This is a genomic window from Nonomuraea sp. NPDC001831, assembly GCF_042892035.1.
GTDB lineage: Bacteria > Actinomycetota > Actinomycetes > Streptosporangiales > Streptosporangiaceae > Nonomuraea.
On the sequence record NZ_JBIATU010000020.1, the window covers coordinates 18,659 to 33,676 of the forward strand.

Genomic DNA, 15,018 nt, shown 5'->3' on the forward strand with positions numbered 1-15,018 from the left:
GACTGAGCTTGGAGGCAGTCACTTTGGGGCCGGGCAAACCGCGGCTACGAGGGTGACTGCCTCCACGCATGTACCGGAGGGCTTGAATGGGCCGTTATGTCATCAGGCGACTGCTGCAGGCGATACCCGTCCTGCTCGGCGCCACGCTACTCATCTTCTCGATCGTCTTCGCCCTGCCCGGCGACCCCATCCAGGCACTGGCGGGCGAGAAGCGCCTGGACCCGGCGGTGGCCGAGGTCCTGCGCGACCAATACCACCTGAATGATCCGCTGCTGCTGCAGTACTGGTACTACCTCAGCGGCGTGCTCCTCCACGGGGACTTCGGGACCACCTTCTCCAGGATCCCGGTCTCGCAGCTCATGGCCGGCAAGTTCCAGGTCACGCTGAACCTCGCGCTGACCGCGCTCGTCATGGAGGCCATCATCGGCGTCGGCCTCGGCCTGTGGGCGGCGCTGCGCCGCGGCAGGGCCTCCGACACCGCCATCCTCGCCTCGACGCTGCTGCTGATCTCCGTCCCCACGCTGGTGACGGGCTTCGTGCTGCAGCTCGTGCTCGGAGTCAAGCTCAAGCTGTGGACGGGGAGCGACATCTTCCCCGTGGCCGGCATCTCGGCCGGGTTCCGCAGCTACCTGCTGCCCGGTTTCGTGCTCGCCGGCACGTCGATCGCCTATCTCACCAGGTTGACGCGGACGAGCCTGGTGGAGACGCTGCGCGCGGACTACATCCGCACGGCCACCGCCAAGGGTCTGGCCAAACGCCGCGTCATCGGCAGGCACGGGCTCCGCAACGCCCTGATCCCGTTGGTCACCTACCTCGGCGCCGACCTCGGGAACCTGATGGGCGGCGCGGTCATCACGGAGACGATCTTCAACCTGCCGGGCATCGGCAACCAGCTGTTCAACTCGATCCTGCTGCGAGAACAGCCGGTCGTCGTGGGCATCGTGACCGTGCTGGTGCTGATCTACATCCTGGCCAACCTGGTCGTCGACATGTTGTACGCAGTGCTCGACCCGAGGATCCGCTATGAGTAACGAAGCAAACGTCGGGCCCATGCTGCCGGAAGCGAAGTCGCTGGTCACGGAGGCCCCGGCGCCACCGTCCCCCGACAAGCAGGGCAGGCGCGGCAAGCAGAAGCAGGAGAAGCCCGCCAGCCTGTGGACCGACGCCTGGTACGACCTGCGCCGCCGGCCGATGTTCATCATCTCCGCGGTGCTGATCGCGATCCTGCTGGTCATGGCGTTCTGGCCGTCGTTGTTCACCTCGATCGACCCGACCAACGCCCAGACCTGCGACCTGTCCACCGCCCGGCAGCTCCCCAGCGTGGGGCACCCGTTCGGCAAGGACAGCCAGGGGTGTGACGTGTTCGCCAGGACGATCTACGGCGCCCGCAACTCGATCGTGATCGGCGTGACCACCACGATCATCACCATGATCGTGGGCGGCCTGCTCGGCCTGTTCGCCGGCTTCCGCAGCGGTCTGATCGACTCGGTCTCCTCCCGGGTCACCGAGATCTTCTTCGCCATCCCGCCGATCCTGGGCGCCCTGCTGATCGCCGCCACCTTCCGCGACAGCGGCATCAACAGCATCCTGCTGGTCATCGCGGCGCTGGCGGTGCTCGGCTGGCCGATGGTGTTCCGCATCATGCGGGCCTCGGTGATCACGGCCAAGAGCCAGGACTTCGTGGTCGCCGCACGGTCGGTGGGCGCGGGCCAGTGGCGCATCATGTTCAAGCACCTGCTGCCGAACTCGCTGGCGCCGGTGATCGTGGTCAGCACGATCAACCTCGGCGGCTTCATCGCGGCGGAGGCGGCGCTGTCGTTCCTCGGGGTCGGCGTGCAGTCGCCGGACATCTCGTGGGGCCTCATGATCGCCGACGCCCGGCCGCGCTTCCTCGACGCGTCGCTGCCGCTGTTCTTCCCGGCCCTGTTCCTGAGCATCACGGTGCTCGCGTTCATCATGCTGGGCGACGCCGTGCGCGACGCTCTCGACCCGAAGCTCAGGTAGAAGGGGGGATCAAGTGAAGAAGACGTCGACAGACGTGTTGCCCGCCGAGGGAGGGCTGGGCAACGAACCGCTGCTCGCGGTGGACGACCTGCACGTGGAGTTCCGTACGCGTCAGGGCGTCGTGCGCGCGGTGAACGGCGTGAGCTACACGGTCAACCCCGGTGAGACGCTGGCGGTGCTCGGCGAGTCGGGTTCGGGCAAGTCCGTGACCGCTCAGGCGATCATGGGCATCCTGGACATGCCGCCGGCCGTCATCCCCAAGGGCGAGATCCGCTTCAAGGGCACCGACCTGCTCAAGCTCTCGGAGGACGCCCGCACCCAGGTGCGCGGCCAGCGCATCGCGATGGTCTTCCAGGACGCCCTCTCGGCGCTCAACCCGGTGTTCACCGTGGGCTGGCAGATCAGCGAGATGTTCCGGGTCCACCGCGGCATGTCCAAGCGCGACGGCATGAACAAGGCCGTCGAGCTGATGGACAAGGTCCGCATCCCGGCCGCCCGGCAGCGCGTCAACGACTATCCGCACCAGTTCTCGGGCGGCATGCGGCAGCGCATCATGATCGCGATGTCCATCGCGCTCGACCCCGAGGTGCTGATCGCCGACGAGCCGACCACCGCCCTGGACGTGACCGTCCAGGCGCAGATCATGGAACTGCTGGCCGAGCTGCAGCGCGAGAGCCAGATGGGCATGATCCTGATCACCCACGACCTGGGCGTCGTGGCGGACGTGGCCGACAAGATCTCGGTCATGTACGCCGGCCGGATCGTGGAGAACGCCCCGGTGCACGACATCTACCGGGCGCCGGCGCACCCGTACACGAAGGGCCTGCTGGAGTCCATCCCCCGGGTGGACCTCAAGGGCCAGGAGCTGTACGCGATCAAGGGCCTGCCGCCCAACCTGCTCGACCTGCCGAGCGGCTGCGCGTTCAATCCCCGCTGCCCGTACCGGCAGGACAACTGCGTGACCGTCGCCCCCCAGCTCTACGAGATCAGCGGCACGCGTTCCAGCGCCTGCCACTACTGGAGGGAGGTCCTCGATGGCGAACGGCAGTGAGCGCATCCTTGAGGTTCGCGACCTGGTCAAGCACTTCCCCCTGACCCAGGGCATCGTCCTCAAGAAGCAGATCGGCGCGATCAAGGCCGTGGACGGCGTCTCGTTCGACCTCAACAGGGGCGAGACGCTGGGCATCGTGGGCGAGTCGGGCTGTGGCAAGTCCACGCTGGCCAAGGTGCTGATGGCGCTGGAGCGGCCGACCTCGGGCTCGGTCAAGATCAACGGCAAGGACATCGCCAAGGCCAGGGGCGGCGACCTCAAGCGCATGCGCCGCAACATCCAGATGGTGATGCAGGACCCGTACACCTCGCTGAACCCCCGGATGACCGTCGGCGACATCATCGGCGAGCCGTACGAGATCCACACGGAGGTGGCGCCCAAGGGCGACCGCCGCCGCAAGGTGCAGGAGCTGCTGGAGGTCGTCGGGCTCAACCCCGACCACATCAACCGCTACCCGCACCAGTTCTCGGGCGGCCAGCGGCAGCGCATCGGCATCGCCCGCGGCCTGGCGCTGCAGCCGGAGATCATCGTCTGCGACGAGCCCGTCTCGGCGCTGGACGTGTCGATCCAGGCCCAGGTGATCAACCTGCTGGAGCGGCTGCAGAACGAGTTCAACCTGGCCTACATCTTCATCGCCCACGACCTGTCGGTGGTCCGCCACATCTCCGACCGGGTGGGCGTGATGTACCTGGGCAAGTTCGTCGAGCTCGGTAAGGACGTCGAGATCTACGACAAGCCCGCTCATCCGTATACGCAGGCGCTGCTGTCGGCGGTGCCGGTTCCCGACCCCGAGGGCCGGGAGCAGCGCGAGCGGATCATCCTGCAGGGCGACCCGCCCTCGCCCGCCAACCCGCCGTCGGGCTGCCGTTTCCGCACCCGCTGCTGGAAGGCGCAGGAGATCTGCGCGGAGGAGGAGCCGCTGCTGCAGATCCGGACGGGGACCGGGCACGAGAGCGCCTGTCACTTCGCCGAGACGCACGACGTGGTGCACGCGGGCTGACCGCGAGCGATCGTGAGGCCCTCCGGGAGAACCTCCCGGAGGGCCTTGTCACGTGGTGGCCACGATCGCCGAGCCGTGGCCGAACAGCCCCTGGTTGACCGCCAGGCCGACGCGCGCGCCCGGCACCTGCCGCCCGCCCGCCGCGCCGCGCAGCTGGTACGTCAGCTCGCACAGCTGCGCGATCGCCTGGGCCGGGATCGCTTCGCCGAAGGAGGCCAGGCCGCCCGACGGGTTGACCGGCACCCGGCCGCCGAGCGCGGTCTCGCCCGCCCGCAGCAGCTTGTCCGCCTCGCCCGGCGGGCACAGGCCGACGTCCTCGACCCAGTCCAGCTCCAGGGCGGTGGACAGGTCGTACACCTCGGCGAAGGAGACGTCCTCGGGGCCCAGGCCGGCCTCCTCGTAGGCCGCGTGCGCGATCGCGGCTCTGAAGGGCCTCTCCGGCGCGGGAACGGCGGCGCAGGACTCGGTGGCGAAGTTCGGCAGCTCCAGGATCGTGTTGGGGAAGGTCGGGGTCACCGTGGAGACGGCGGCCAGGCGCACGGGGGCCGTCGCGCCGAGCCGCCTGGCGTAGGCCTGCGAGGCCAGCACGACCGCGGCCCCGCCGTCGGAGGTGGCGCAGATGTCCATCAGGCGCAGCGGGTCGGCCACCATGGGCGAGGCCAGCACCTCCTCCGCCGTGACCGGGCGGCGGTAGCGGGCCATGGGGTTGAGCGCGCCGGCGCGCGCGTTCTTGACCTTGACGGCGGCGAAGTCGTCGGCGGTGGAGCCGTACAGGGCCATGCGCCTGCGGGCGTACAGGCCGAAGTAGGCCGGGTTGGTCGCGCCGAGCAGGCGGAAGCGCAGCCAGTCGGGGTCGTCGTGCCGGTCGCCGCCGACGGGCTTGAAGAAGCCCTTGGGGGTGGAGTCCGCGCCCACCACCAGCGCCACGTCGCACAGCCCGGCCATGATCCTGGTCCGGGCGATGTCCACGGCCTGGGCCCCGGACGCGCAGGCCGCGTAGCAGGAGGCGATCCTGGCGCCGGTCCAGCCGAGTGCCTGGGCGTAGGTGGCGCCGGCGACGAAGCCGGGGTAGCCGTTCCTGATCGTGTCGGCCCCCACCACGTACTGGACGTCGGTCCAGGCCACGCCGGCGTCGCGGAGGGCGGCGCGGGCGGCGGCGACGCCGTACTCGGCGAAGGGACGCCCCCACTTGCCCCACGGGTGCATGCCCGCGCCGAGCACCACCACCGCGCTCACGAGGCCCGCCCCCACATCCACACCAGCGGCCCGTCGGCCAGCGGCCCGTGCACCAGCTCCAGCTCCATGCCCACCTCCAGGTCGCCGGCCGTGAGGTCCTTGACCTGGCCGAGCACCACCAGCCCGGCGTCGCCGAGCTCGACGGCGGCCAGCGTGACCGGCCGGTACGGCTCCGCCGCCACGTACGGCTCCGGCGGCGGGTAACACGCCTCGGTGTAGGACCAGACCCGCCCGCGCCGCGGCAGCCGGGCCTCGGCTGTCTCCTCGCCCTCGCAGCGCGGGTTGCGGCACAGGCCGGGCTGCGGCGGGAAGGCGACGGTCCCGCAGGTCAGGCAGGTGGTGCCGATGAGGTGGGTGACGCCGTCCCCGTCGATGGCGAACCAGCCGTCGATCGCTAAGGTCATATCGAGGAGTATTACACAAGCGCTTGTTAGGGTGAATCCCTCCTGCGCCGCCGCCGGGTCGCGACCACCCGCGCCGACATGGCCGCCGCCAGCACCACCATCCCGGCCACGACCGGCGTCCTGGAGGCGGGCGGCCGGGCCGGCCCCCGACCGAAGTACGGGCCGGGCCGGGCGGCCGGTGAGACCCTTCCGTGGGCCAGCCGCCGCGCCTCCCGCAGGGCGAGCGGCGCGTCGGCCACCCCGTGCCCATAGGCGGGGCTGTGGCCGCGCGCGGGGCGTCTCCTGGTGCCGCGCTCGATGGCCGTGCGCACCTGGTACGGCGACAGCTCCGGATGGGCCGACCGCACCAGGGCCGCCACGCCCGCGACCATGGCCGCCGCCGAGCTGGTGCCGTCGCCCACCACGTACCCGTCGCCGCCGTCGGCCGTGACGACGTCCGTGCCCGGCGCGACGACCGACAGGTAGTCCTGGCGGTTGGAGAAGGGGGCCACCCGCAGCCGCCGGTCCACCGCGCCCACGGCCATCACGCCCGGGTAGGCGGCGGGGAAGTTCTTCCTGTTGGCCGTGTCGCCGTCGTTGCCCGCCGAGGCCACCAGGACCGCGCCGCGGGCGAGCGCGTACTGCACGGCCTCCTCCTCGGCCGCCGAGCCCTCCCACGCGCCGCTGCCGCCGCCGAGGGACATGCTGATCACGTCCGCGCCGTGGTCGGCCGCGTACCTGATGCCGGCGGCCAGGGCGTCGCGGCGGCCGGACCGCTGCTCGGCGCGCAGCGGGTCGGTGTTCTCCAGCGTGACCCTGATCGACAACACCCGCGCCGCGGGGGCCACGCCGACCACGCCCTCCGCGCGGCCCTCGCCGTGCCCGCGGCCGGCGATCAGACCGGCCATGGCGGTGCCGTGGTGTCCCCAGAGCCGCGGGGGCGCGCCGGTCAGGTCGGGGCCCTGGGTGACGGCTCCCCGCAGGTCGGGGTGGCAGGCGTTCACGCCGGTGTCCAGCACGGCCACCAGCACGCCCGCGCCCCGGCTCTCCCGCCACGCCCTGGGCGCGCGCAGCGCCGCGAGCTGCCACTGCCGGGCCCGCGCGGTGGCGCCCACCCCGCCGGGGGCGCTCGGCGAGGCCGCCGTCCGCACGTCGTCGGTGGTGCTGGACGCCACGCCCGCGACCCCGGCCGCCAGGATCAGAGCCGGCAGCAGGGACGCGAGCACCCTCATCGGGTCAGCGCCCGGTACAACGCCTCGGCGAGCTGCCGGGCGACCCCGCGCAGCCGCGGCGCGGCGCGGTCGCCCGGCCGGTACGCCCGCCCGTCGGCGTATCCCACGGCCGTCGCCACGAGGTAGGGCTCACCCGTGCCGGCCACCGCCCCGGTGACGTACTGCCGCCGGCCGAACCGCTCGGCCGGCCCGCCGGGGAAGGCGACGGGCCGCACGGTGGCCGGGCGCGTCCCGCGGTAGGTCCCGCGGTACATCGCCGTGCCCGGCGCGCCGAGCACGGCGATGCCGACGGTGGCCACGTACGTCCGGGTGCTGTCGGCGTACGTGGCCCGCAGGGCGGTCAGGCAGCCGGGCCGCACCGCGGCGGGCTGGAACGCGACCCGGCACGGCGCCTCGGGGGCCACGCCCGCCAGCACGTACGTCACCCTGGCCCCCGACGGGCTGAGGCCCGGCACGACCGAAGGGAAGATCCGCGCCACCGGCCAGGTGTGCCAGCGCTCCGGCACGGGCACGTCGGCCTGCGGCCAGAACACGGACAGGATGGAGAGCAGCACGACGGACAGTTGGTACACGTCAACCTCGAACGGGAGGGGAGGGACGCCCGATCTGCCCTGCATTCTGGCACGCGGCCGATGATTCGTTCCGACGCTTCGGTAAACAGCCCGATACGCGGAGTAATTGCTGTTATGCGGCCATTCGCCCTAGGGTGTCGGCGAAAGTCGGACATGGGCCCCAGGGGGGAGGCCCAGCCTCTGGGCCGCGTCCCCGGAGTTGACCGCGATGGCGATCAGCCCCGCCGAGTCCGTGAACGCCACCAGCTCGCCCGGCGGCACCGCCGCGAACGTCGCCCGGAAGGGCAGGGCGAGCTGCCGCCGCCCGAGCCACACCCCCAGCGTGTCGCCCACCTGGACGCCCAGCGCCTGCAGGTCGCCGGCCGCGATCGACAGCTGCGTGTTGCCGAACCGGTCGACCGAGACGACCTCGCCCTCGACCGAGCCCTCCCGCAGCAGCGAGGTCGGCGCGGGCAGCGTGACCAGCCGCTCGACCGGCACCCGGGGGCCCAGCTCGGCCGGGTCCAGGCCGCCGGCCAGCCGCCCGGCGACCGGCGCGAAGACGTCCCGGCCGTGGAAGGTCGGCGACACCGGCCGCAGGAAGAGCTCCTCGTTGCTGAGCGCGTACGCGGCCCGCGCGCCGCCGCTGGCGTGCACCGCCCACGACAGCAGGCCGTTGTCGGGGCCGACGAACATCCGGCCGCCCGCCTCGACCGCCACCGATCGCCGCGCGCCGCCCGCGCCGGGATCGACCGCGCCGATGTGCACGCCCTCAGGCAGGTAGGGGATGGTCTGGGCGAGGATCGCCGCGCCCCGCCGTACGTCGCCGGGCGGGACGAGGTGGCACACGTCGATCACCCGCGCCTCGGGCGCGATCCCGGCGATCACTCCGTGGCAGGCGGCCACATAGCCGTCTTCGAGGCCGTAGTCCGTGAGGAGCGTGATGACTGGGGTCACATTTCGTGACTGTACGTCCGGCAATCCGCCGTGAACAGCCGCAGATCGCACATTACGATTGGCCACGGGCCGCGAAGCGTGCGATGTGATCGTCGCACGCCCCTTCCCGAGGAGGACATCATGGGAGCACCGCTCAGCGGTGACAGTGCTGCCCAGGAACCGTCCCGGACATCCCTCAACGACCGCGATCTCGAACTCCTCGCCTTCGAACGCCAATGGTGGCGGCACGCGGGCGCCAAGGAGCAGGCCATCAAGGAGACCTTCGGGTTCTCGGCCACCCGCTACTACCAGTTGCTCGGCGAGTTGATCGACAGACCGGAGGCGCTGGAGCAGGACCCGATGCTGGTCAAACGGTTGCGACGGTTGCGCTCCACCCGTCAGCGCGACCGTGCGGCGAGACGGCTCGGCATGCGTCCCTGACCGGCTGGGTACGGCAGCCGCGTGAGGAACATCCCTGGTATGGAAGCGATCCTTAAAGATCCGTCCGGCGCCGTGATCGGGCTCGACTTCGACGGAACCCTGTCGCCGATCGTGCCCGATCCCGCCTCCGCCAAGATCCACCCCGAGGCCCCCGCCGTGCTCGCAGAACTGGGCGCGCACGTCGGCGCCGTGGCCATCGTGACCGGCAGGCCGGCGGCCACCGCGCTCGAACTCGGGCCCGGCCTGGCCGACGTGCCCGGCCTCGTGGTGCTCGGCCACTACGGCTTCGAACGGTGGGAGCACGGACGCGTCTCGGCGCCGCCGCCGCCACCCGGCGTGCCGCGCGTGCGGGCCGAGCTGCCCCTGCTGCTCGACGCGCTCGGCCTGCACGGCGTGGCGATCGAGGACAAGGGCAGGGCGGTGGCCGTGCACACCAGGCGCGCCCCCGACCCCGAGGGCGCGCTCGCCGTGCTGCGCGAGCCGCTGGCCGAGCTGGCCGGGAAACACGGCCTGGTGATCGAGCCCGGACGCATGGTCCTCGAGCTGCGCCCGCCCGGCATGGACAAGGGCCACGCGCTCGGGCTGTTCCTGGCCGAGCGGGACGCCAGGTCCGTCATGTTCGTCGGCGACGACCTCGGCGACCTGGCCGCCTTCGACGCCGTCCGCGCCTCGGGGCTGCCCGGCGTGACCGTGTGCAGCGGCTCGGCCGAGGTGACCGCGCTGGCCGAGCGGGCCGACATCGTGGTCGACGGGCCCGACGGCGTGGTGGCGCTGCTGCGGGAGCTGACGACGGCCTTCACCCGTCCGTAGGGTCCAGCCGTTCGTGAGCCGGCTCGCTTCGGGCCGGCTCGCGGCTTTCAGCCGTTCGTGATTGGGCTGCAAGTGGCGGGTCCTACGGTGGTGCGCATGTCACGACGATCTCTCGCCGCCGCCTCCGCCGCGGCTCTGGCCACCCTGGCCGCCGTGCTCGCCGTCCCCGGCGCCGCCTCCGCCGCCCCCGCCCAGCAGCTCAGGCTGCGCGGCGGGCTGACGCTCTACATCCCGATCGAGTGGGTGGTCCACCGCAAGGGCGGCGACGTCGTCCAGGTGGTGACCGGCCGGTGCGCCAAGCCGCAGGGCTGGGGCTCGCCGGAGTGCGACGCGTTCTACGTCCTCGGCCCCGGCGCGATCAAGCGGGGCGCCGAGGGGTTCGGGCCCTACACGGGCAAGAACCCGTACTATCCGGCCAGCGATGTGCAGCCGTGCCCGATCAACCGCAAGTGGGGCGAGGTCGTCGGCCCCAAGGTCACCAGGGGCTACCGGCAGATGGGGGCCGGGCACAAGGCCGCCTACAACGCCTGGCAGGCGACCTGCGTCAGCTACTCGGGCGGCGGCGTCAAGGCCCGCTTCACGCAGCGCGAGTGGTACCTGCCGAAGAGCCAGATCCTCGTCGTCGACCAGTGGGACACGCCCGGCCTGGCCGACACGCTCAAGTACGCCGACTGGAGATGAGCACCCCGGCGACCGCGAGGCCGATGACCACGGGCACCAGCAGGAACGCGTTCCCGGTGCCGTAGCCGTCGGCCAGCGCGCCGAGCAGCAGCGGGCCGATCGCCATGGCGGCGCCCGCCCACACGGGCGAGGCGGCCGCCGCCCGGTCCGCCCGGTCGCCGGAGGCGGCGATCAGCGTGCTCAGCGCGAGCGGGAACTGCAGCGACGCGCCCAGCCCGCTCAGCGCCAGCCCCACGTACGACAGGACCGGCGCGGTGCTCGCCCAGAACAGCACCCAGCCGAAGGCCATCAGCCCCAGAGCGCCGGCCAGCAGCGGCGTGGCCGGCAGCCGCAGCGCGAGCTGCGCGCCGGCGAACCTGCCCGCCGCCATGCCGCTGACGAACGCCGTCAGCCCGGTCGCCGCGACGGCCACCGGCACGCCCGTCCTGAGGGCGAACAGGTCGGCGGCCCACAGATTGAACGAGAACTCCAGGGCCACGCAGCAGAACAGCACGCCCCCGGCCAGATGGAAGCGCCACCCGCCACCCTCCCGCGCCGGGACGGCCTGCCCGGCGACCGCGTCGCCCCGCCCGCCGCCGGCCCGCCGGGGCGCGGGCCAGGAGCGGCCCAGCGACAACGCGAGCAGCACGCTGACGGCGGGGGTGACCAGCAGGGCGGCCCGCCAGCCGAGCGCGCTCTGCGCCACCTGGCTGAGCACGAACGTCGCCACCATCCCCACCAGCACGCCCACGGCGTTGGCCTCGCTGAGCGCGGCCGGCCCGGCGGCCCCCTGGTGGTCGCTGAGCTCGGCCATCGCCGCGTAGAGCATGACCGAGCCGAAGCCGCCGGCCAGGCCGTAGCCGAGCAGCGTCAGGGGCAGCGCGGAGGTGGCCATGACCAGCAGCACGCCGGCGTTCATCCCGGCCAGGCCGAACCAGCACGTCGAGCGCCGGCCGAGCAGCCTGGTGAGCAGGGGGAGCGCGAGCCCGGCGCCGATCGTGCCGACCGCCATGGCGGTGCCGTGCAGCCCGGCGACGGTGGCCGTGGTGCGCTGGTCGGCGCGCAGCAGCGGGAGGGCGGCGCTCAGGCCGTACACGAACGTGGCGAACGTGCCGAGCAGGAAGTAGATGAGCCAGGTCGGACGGTCCCGGACGAGTCTGATGGGCACTGAGACCGTCGACACCCGGCAGCCTCCGTCATTGGCAGTGAACCCGACTTCTCATGTTAAAGCAGGGCGTCGAGTTGGGATTCCAGCCACTGGTGCGGCGGCAGCGCGGTGGCCGCCTCGCGCAGCCGGTCGCGGCGCCGCCGGCGTTCGTCCTCGGGCATCACCAGCGCCTCGTGCAGCGCGTCCGCGGTGCCGCTCACATCGTAGGGGTTGACCACCAGCGCGTACGGGCCCAGCTCGGCGGCCGCCCCCGCCTCGCGCGAGAGCACCAGGGCGCAGCGCGGCGACAGGACCGGCCCCTCCTTGGCGACCAGGTTCATGCCGTCGCGGATGGGGTTGACCAGCAGGACGTCCGCCAGCCGGTAGGCGGCCAGCGAGCGCGGGTAGTCGTCGTTGACGTTGAGGATGACCGGGTCCCAGTCCTCGGTGGCGTACTCGTCCTCGATCTCGCGCGCGCAGCGCTGCACCGACGCGGTGTACTCGCGGTATTCGGGCAGGTCGTGCCGGCTGGGGTAGGCGAAGGCCAGGTGGACGACCTTGCCGTGCCACTCCGGATGGGCGGCCAGGAACTCCCGGTAGGCCAGCAGCCCGCGCACGATGTTCTTGGACAGCTCGGTGCGGTCGATGCGGACGATCAGCCGGCGTCCGGCCACCTGCTCGGCCAGCGCGGCCATGTGCGACTCGACGTCGGGCTCGCAGGCCCGCGCCCACAGCGCCGCGCCGTCCACGCCCAGGCTGTGCACGCCGACGCGGGTCGTCCTGCCCTCGTGGGTGACCGTGCGGGCCGCGCGGTCCACCCGCGCGCCCAGCAGCGCCTCGCAGCAGTCCATGAACGCCGCCGCCCACCGGGCGGTGAGGAAGCCCGCGTGGTCGGCTCCCAGGATGCCGTCGAGCACCTCCCCGGTCACCGCGTCGGGCAGCAGGGAGAAGTACTCGGGAGGCGCCCACGGCGTGTGGCTGAAGTGGGCGATGCGCAGGTCGGGCCGCTCGGCGCGGAGCATCGCCGGGGTGAGCGTCAGGTGGTAGTCCTGGACCATCACGCGGGCGCCGTGCCCGGCCTCCTCGGCCAGCGCCAGCGCGAACGCGCCGTTGTAGTCGCGGTAGGACTCCCACTCGCGCCGGAACCTGGTGCCGAAACTGGGGGAGTTGGGGATGTCGTACAGCAGGTGGTTGACGAACCACAGGGTCGAGTTGGCCACGGCGTTGTAGGCGCGGTGGAAGGTGGCCGCGGGGATGTCGAGCATGCGCAGGGCGCCCGTGTCGTAGCCGCCGCGGTCGAGCCGGCCCCCCGGGGCCAGGCGCACGGCGCTGCGGTCGCCGTCGGACAGCGCGGCGCACACCCACAGCACGCCGTGCTCCTTGGCCACCCCCGACAGGCCCGAGACGAGGCCGCCACCACCGCGTTTCATGGTCAGCTCACCGTCGTCGTCGACGGTGAAGGAGACCGGCCCGCGGTTGGACGCCACGAGAACGCTGTTCATTTGGGCTCCCTTCGCCCATAGGATCCCAGCTATGGCGCTAGATGAGCTAACCGAGGAACTCGCCCGCTCGGCCGCGGCCGGAGACCATCGCGCGCTCGGCGAGCTCCTGGCCAGGATCGAGCCTGACGTGATGCGCCACTGCGCCCGGATCCTGCCCTATCACCAGGACGCGGAAGAAGCCTCGCAGGACACTCTGCTGGCCGTGGCGCGCAACATCGGCCGGTTCGAGGGGCGGGCCAGGTTCAGCACCTGGCTGCACATCGTGACCGCCAACTGCGCGCGCACCACGTACCGCTCGCTGAAGCGCAGGGCCGCCGAGCAGACGTCGGAGGAGCTGCCGATGCAGAAGCCGGACGCGCGGCGGGTCAGCGTGATCGCCGGCTCGCGGCTCGACCTGCTCGACGCGATGGAGGCGCTGGAGGCCGACAAGCCCGACCTGGCCCAGGCGCTGGTGCTGCGCGACATCGTCCAGCTCGACTACAGCGAGGTGGCCGAGCAGCTCAACATCCCGCTCGGCACCGCCAAGTCCCGCATCCACCAGGCCCGCAAGTACGTGCAGGGAGTCCTCGGGGAGGACTATCGGTGAGACGCGTTCTCTCGCATGCTGAGACGGGTGGTCGTTTCCACCACTTGAGAAGGTAGAGTCCTTTTCGAACAACTGAATATTGCTCATCCAGAGGGGTGGAGGGACCGGCCCTGCGAAGCCCCGGCAACCCTCCCGGCTTGTGCTCGCGACCTGGCGAGGCCGACCGGGACAAGGTGCCAATTCCGGTTCGCGGTCAAGGTGGCCGCGGGCGAAGATGAGGGAAGGCCTCGCTTCATGTCGCTCGACTTTGGTCCTGCCGTCGCTCTGTCCTGCCGCGAGTGCGGCACGCGCTACCCCCTGGGTCCCAGCTTCGCCTGCCTGGAGTGTTTCGGGCCGCTCGAAGCGGCCTACTCCTTCGGCCAGGTGACCCGCGCGGACATCGAGTCCGGCCCCGCCAACATCTGGCGCTACCGCCACCTGCTCCCGGTCCCCGCCGACGTGGCGAGCAAGCCCAACATGAACCCGGGCTGGACGAAGCTGGTCAAGGCCGGCAACCTCGGCAAGGCGCTCGGCATCCGTTCCCTGTACGTGAAGGACGACTCGGGCAACCCCACCCACTCCTTCAAGGACCGGGTGGTCGCCATCGCCGTCGAGGCGGCCAGGAACTTCGGTTTCCACACGCTCTCCTGCTCCTCCACGGGCAACCTCGCCGGCGCGGTCACCGCCGCCGCCGCGCGGGCCGGCCTCGACGCGTGCGTGTTCATCCCGGCCGACCTCGAAGCGGCCAAGATCGCCATGGCCCGGGTGTTCGGCGGCCGGCTGATCGGCATCGACGGCACGTACGACGAGGTCAACCGGTTCTGTTCGGAGCTGATCGGCGACCCGCTGGGCGAGCGGTGGGGGTTCGTCAACGTCAACCTGCGGCCCTACTACGCCGAGGGGTCCAAGACGCTCGCGTACGAGATCGCCGAGCAGCTCGGCTGGCGGCTGCCCGAGCAGATCGTCATCCCCATCGCCTCCGGCTCCCAGCTCACGAAGATCGACAAGGGCTTCAAGGAGCTGATCGCGCTCGGGCTGGTCGAGGACACCCCCTACAAGGTGTTCGGGGCCCAGGCGGCCGGGTGCTCGCCGGTCTCGACGGCGTACAAGGCGGGGCACGACGTCGTCCAGCCGGTCAAGCCGGACACGATCGCCAAGTCGCTGGCCATCGGCAACCCCGCCGACGGGCCGTACGTGCTGGACATCGCCCGGCGCACGGGCGGGGGCGTCGAGGACGTCACCGACCCCGAGATCGTCGCCGCCATCAAGCTCCTGGCCTCCACCGAGGGCATCTTCGCCGAGACCGCCGGCGGCGTCACGGTGGGCGTGCTGAAGAAGCTCGTCGAGACGGGCAGGCTCGACCCCGAGGCCGAGACCGTGGTCCTGAACACCGGCGACGGCCTCAAGACGCTCGACGCGATCAGCGACGACGCGCGGCCCACCGCCGTGATCCGGCCCTCTCTCGACGCGTTCCGCGCGACTGTCTGACAATCCAGGAAA

Annotated in this window: 16 protein-coding genes and 1 riboswitch; of the genes, 9 read left to right on the forward strand and 7 right to left on the reverse strand. The window is 71.8% G+C overall.

The features are described 5' to 3' along the window. Positions 1 to 86: 86 nt before the first annotated feature. The 4 genes from ACFYYW_RS41880 to ACFYYW_RS41895 are packed head-to-tail and all read left to right on the forward strand — an operon-like array spanning position 87 to position 4,055. On the forward strand, positions 87 to 1,031 hold the full coding sequence (locus tag ACFYYW_RS41880) for an ABC transporter permease (protein WP_358298719.1): 945 nt from the start codon (positions 87 to 89) through the stop codon (positions 1,029 to 1,031). Continuing rightward, positions 1,024 to 2,004 carry an ABC transporter permease gene (locus tag ACFYYW_RS41885; RefSeq protein WP_358298721.1) on the forward strand — a complete coding sequence of 327 codons (981 nt, stop codon included), beginning with the start codon at positions 1,024 to 1,026 and terminating at the stop codon, positions 2,002 to 2,004. The genes ACFYYW_RS41880 and ACFYYW_RS41885 overlap by 8 nt, the downstream gene beginning before the upstream one ends. 13 nt (positions 2,005 to 2,017) lie before the next feature. Further along, complete coding sequence (locus tag ACFYYW_RS41890; protein ID WP_352320857.1) at positions 2,018 to 3,055, forward strand: ABC transporter ATP-binding protein; 1,038 nt, start codon at positions 2,018 to 2,020, stop codon at positions 3,053 to 3,055. Continuing rightward, on the forward strand, positions 3,039 to 4,055 hold the full coding sequence (locus ACFYYW_RS41895; RefSeq protein ID WP_352320859.1) for a dipeptide ABC transporter ATP-binding protein: 1,017 nt from the start codon (positions 3,039 to 3,041) through the stop codon (positions 4,053 to 4,055). The genes ACFYYW_RS41890 and ACFYYW_RS41895 overlap by 17 nt, the downstream gene beginning before the upstream one ends. A 48-nt stretch (positions 4,056 to 4,103) precedes the next feature. Here the strand turns inward: ACFYYW_RS41895 and ACFYYW_RS41900 are convergent, their stop codons facing one another. The 5 genes from ACFYYW_RS41900 to ACFYYW_RS41920 form a co-directional block, all read right to left on the reverse strand. Next, complete coding sequence (locus ACFYYW_RS41900) at positions 4,104 to 5,261, reverse strand: lipid-transfer protein (protein ID WP_387658613.1); 1,158 nt, start codon at positions 5,259 to 5,261, stop codon at positions 4,104 to 4,106. A gap of 26 nt (positions 5,262 to 5,287) precedes the next feature. Further along, a complete protein-coding gene (locus ACFYYW_RS41905) occupies positions 5,288 to 5,695 on the reverse strand; it encodes a Zn-ribbon domain-containing OB-fold protein (protein WP_387658237.1) in 408 nt (135 codons plus the stop codon). A 26-nt stretch (positions 5,696 to 5,721) separates the two neighbouring features. Continuing rightward, entirely contained in the window at positions 5,722 to 6,906 is a 1,185-nt protein-coding gene (locus tag ACFYYW_RS41910; RefSeq protein ID WP_387658239.1) for a S8 family serine peptidase, read from the reverse strand. Then, on the reverse strand, positions 6,903 to 7,478 hold the full coding sequence (locus tag ACFYYW_RS41915) for a hypothetical protein (RefSeq protein WP_387658242.1): 576 nt from the start codon (positions 7,476 to 7,478) through the stop codon (positions 6,903 to 6,905). The genes ACFYYW_RS41910 and ACFYYW_RS41915 overlap by 4 nt, the downstream gene beginning before the upstream one ends. A gap of 129 nt (positions 7,479 to 7,607) precedes the next feature. Beyond that, positions 7,608 to 8,414 carry an S-adenosyl-l-methionine hydroxide adenosyltransferase family protein gene (locus tag ACFYYW_RS41920; RefSeq protein WP_387658245.1) on the reverse strand — a complete coding sequence of 269 codons (807 nt, stop codon included), beginning with the start codon at positions 8,412 to 8,414 and terminating at the stop codon, positions 7,608 to 7,610. Between the two features lie 120 nt (positions 8,415 to 8,534). Here ACFYYW_RS41920 and ACFYYW_RS41925 point away from each other — a divergent pair, with 120 nt between their 5' ends. The 3 genes from ACFYYW_RS41925 to ACFYYW_RS41935 all read left to right on the forward strand — a co-directional run bounded on the left by ACFYYW_RS41925 (position 8,535) and on the right by ACFYYW_RS41935 (position 10,325). Next, positions 8,535 to 8,834: a DUF3263 domain-containing protein gene (locus ACFYYW_RS41925; RefSeq protein ID WP_352320870.1), complete on the forward strand. Its 300-nt coding sequence runs from the start codon at positions 8,535 to 8,537 to the stop codon at positions 8,832 to 8,834. 39 nt (positions 8,835 to 8,873) lie between these two features. Beyond that, entirely contained in the window at positions 8,874 to 9,644 is a 771-nt protein-coding gene (gene otsB, locus ACFYYW_RS41930) for a trehalose-phosphatase (protein WP_387658249.1), read from the forward strand. 96 nt (positions 9,645 to 9,740) lie between these two features. Beyond that, on the forward strand, positions 9,741 to 10,325 hold the full coding sequence (locus ACFYYW_RS41935) for a hypothetical protein (RefSeq protein ID WP_387658252.1): 585 nt from the start codon (positions 9,741 to 9,743) through the stop codon (positions 10,323 to 10,325). On the opposite strand, the gene ACFYYW_RS41940 is transcribed toward ACFYYW_RS41935, so the two are convergent. Beyond that, on the reverse strand, positions 10,303 to 11,487 hold the full coding sequence (locus tag ACFYYW_RS41940) for an MFS transporter (protein ID WP_387658255.1): 1,185 nt from the start codon (positions 11,485 to 11,487) through the stop codon (positions 10,303 to 10,305). The two genes, ACFYYW_RS41935 and ACFYYW_RS41940, sit on opposite strands and share 23 nt — an antisense overlap. Before the next feature lie 41 nt (positions 11,488 to 11,528). Then, positions 11,529 to 12,953: a trehalose-6-phosphate synthase gene (locus tag ACFYYW_RS41945; RefSeq protein WP_352320878.1), complete on the reverse strand. Its 1,425-nt coding sequence runs from the start codon at positions 12,951 to 12,953 to the stop codon at positions 11,529 to 11,531. A 31-nt stretch (positions 12,954 to 12,984) separates the two neighbouring features. Here ACFYYW_RS41945 and ACFYYW_RS41950 point away from each other — a divergent pair, with 31 nt between their 5' ends. After that, complete coding sequence (locus ACFYYW_RS41950) at positions 12,985 to 13,539, forward strand: RNA polymerase sigma factor (protein WP_352320880.1); 555 nt, start codon at positions 12,985 to 12,987, stop codon at positions 13,537 to 13,539. A gap of 80 nt (positions 13,540 to 13,619) precedes the next feature. Continuing rightward, a riboswitch (SAM riboswitch) is annotated at positions 13,620 to 13,760 on the forward strand. A gap of 13 nt (positions 13,761 to 13,773) precedes the next feature. Further along, positions 13,774 to 15,006: a threonine synthase gene (gene thrC / locus ACFYYW_RS41955; RefSeq protein ID WP_352320881.1), complete on the forward strand. Its 1,233-nt coding sequence runs from the start codon at positions 13,774 to 13,776 to the stop codon at positions 15,004 to 15,006. Positions 15,007 to 15,018: the final 12 nt, after the last annotated feature.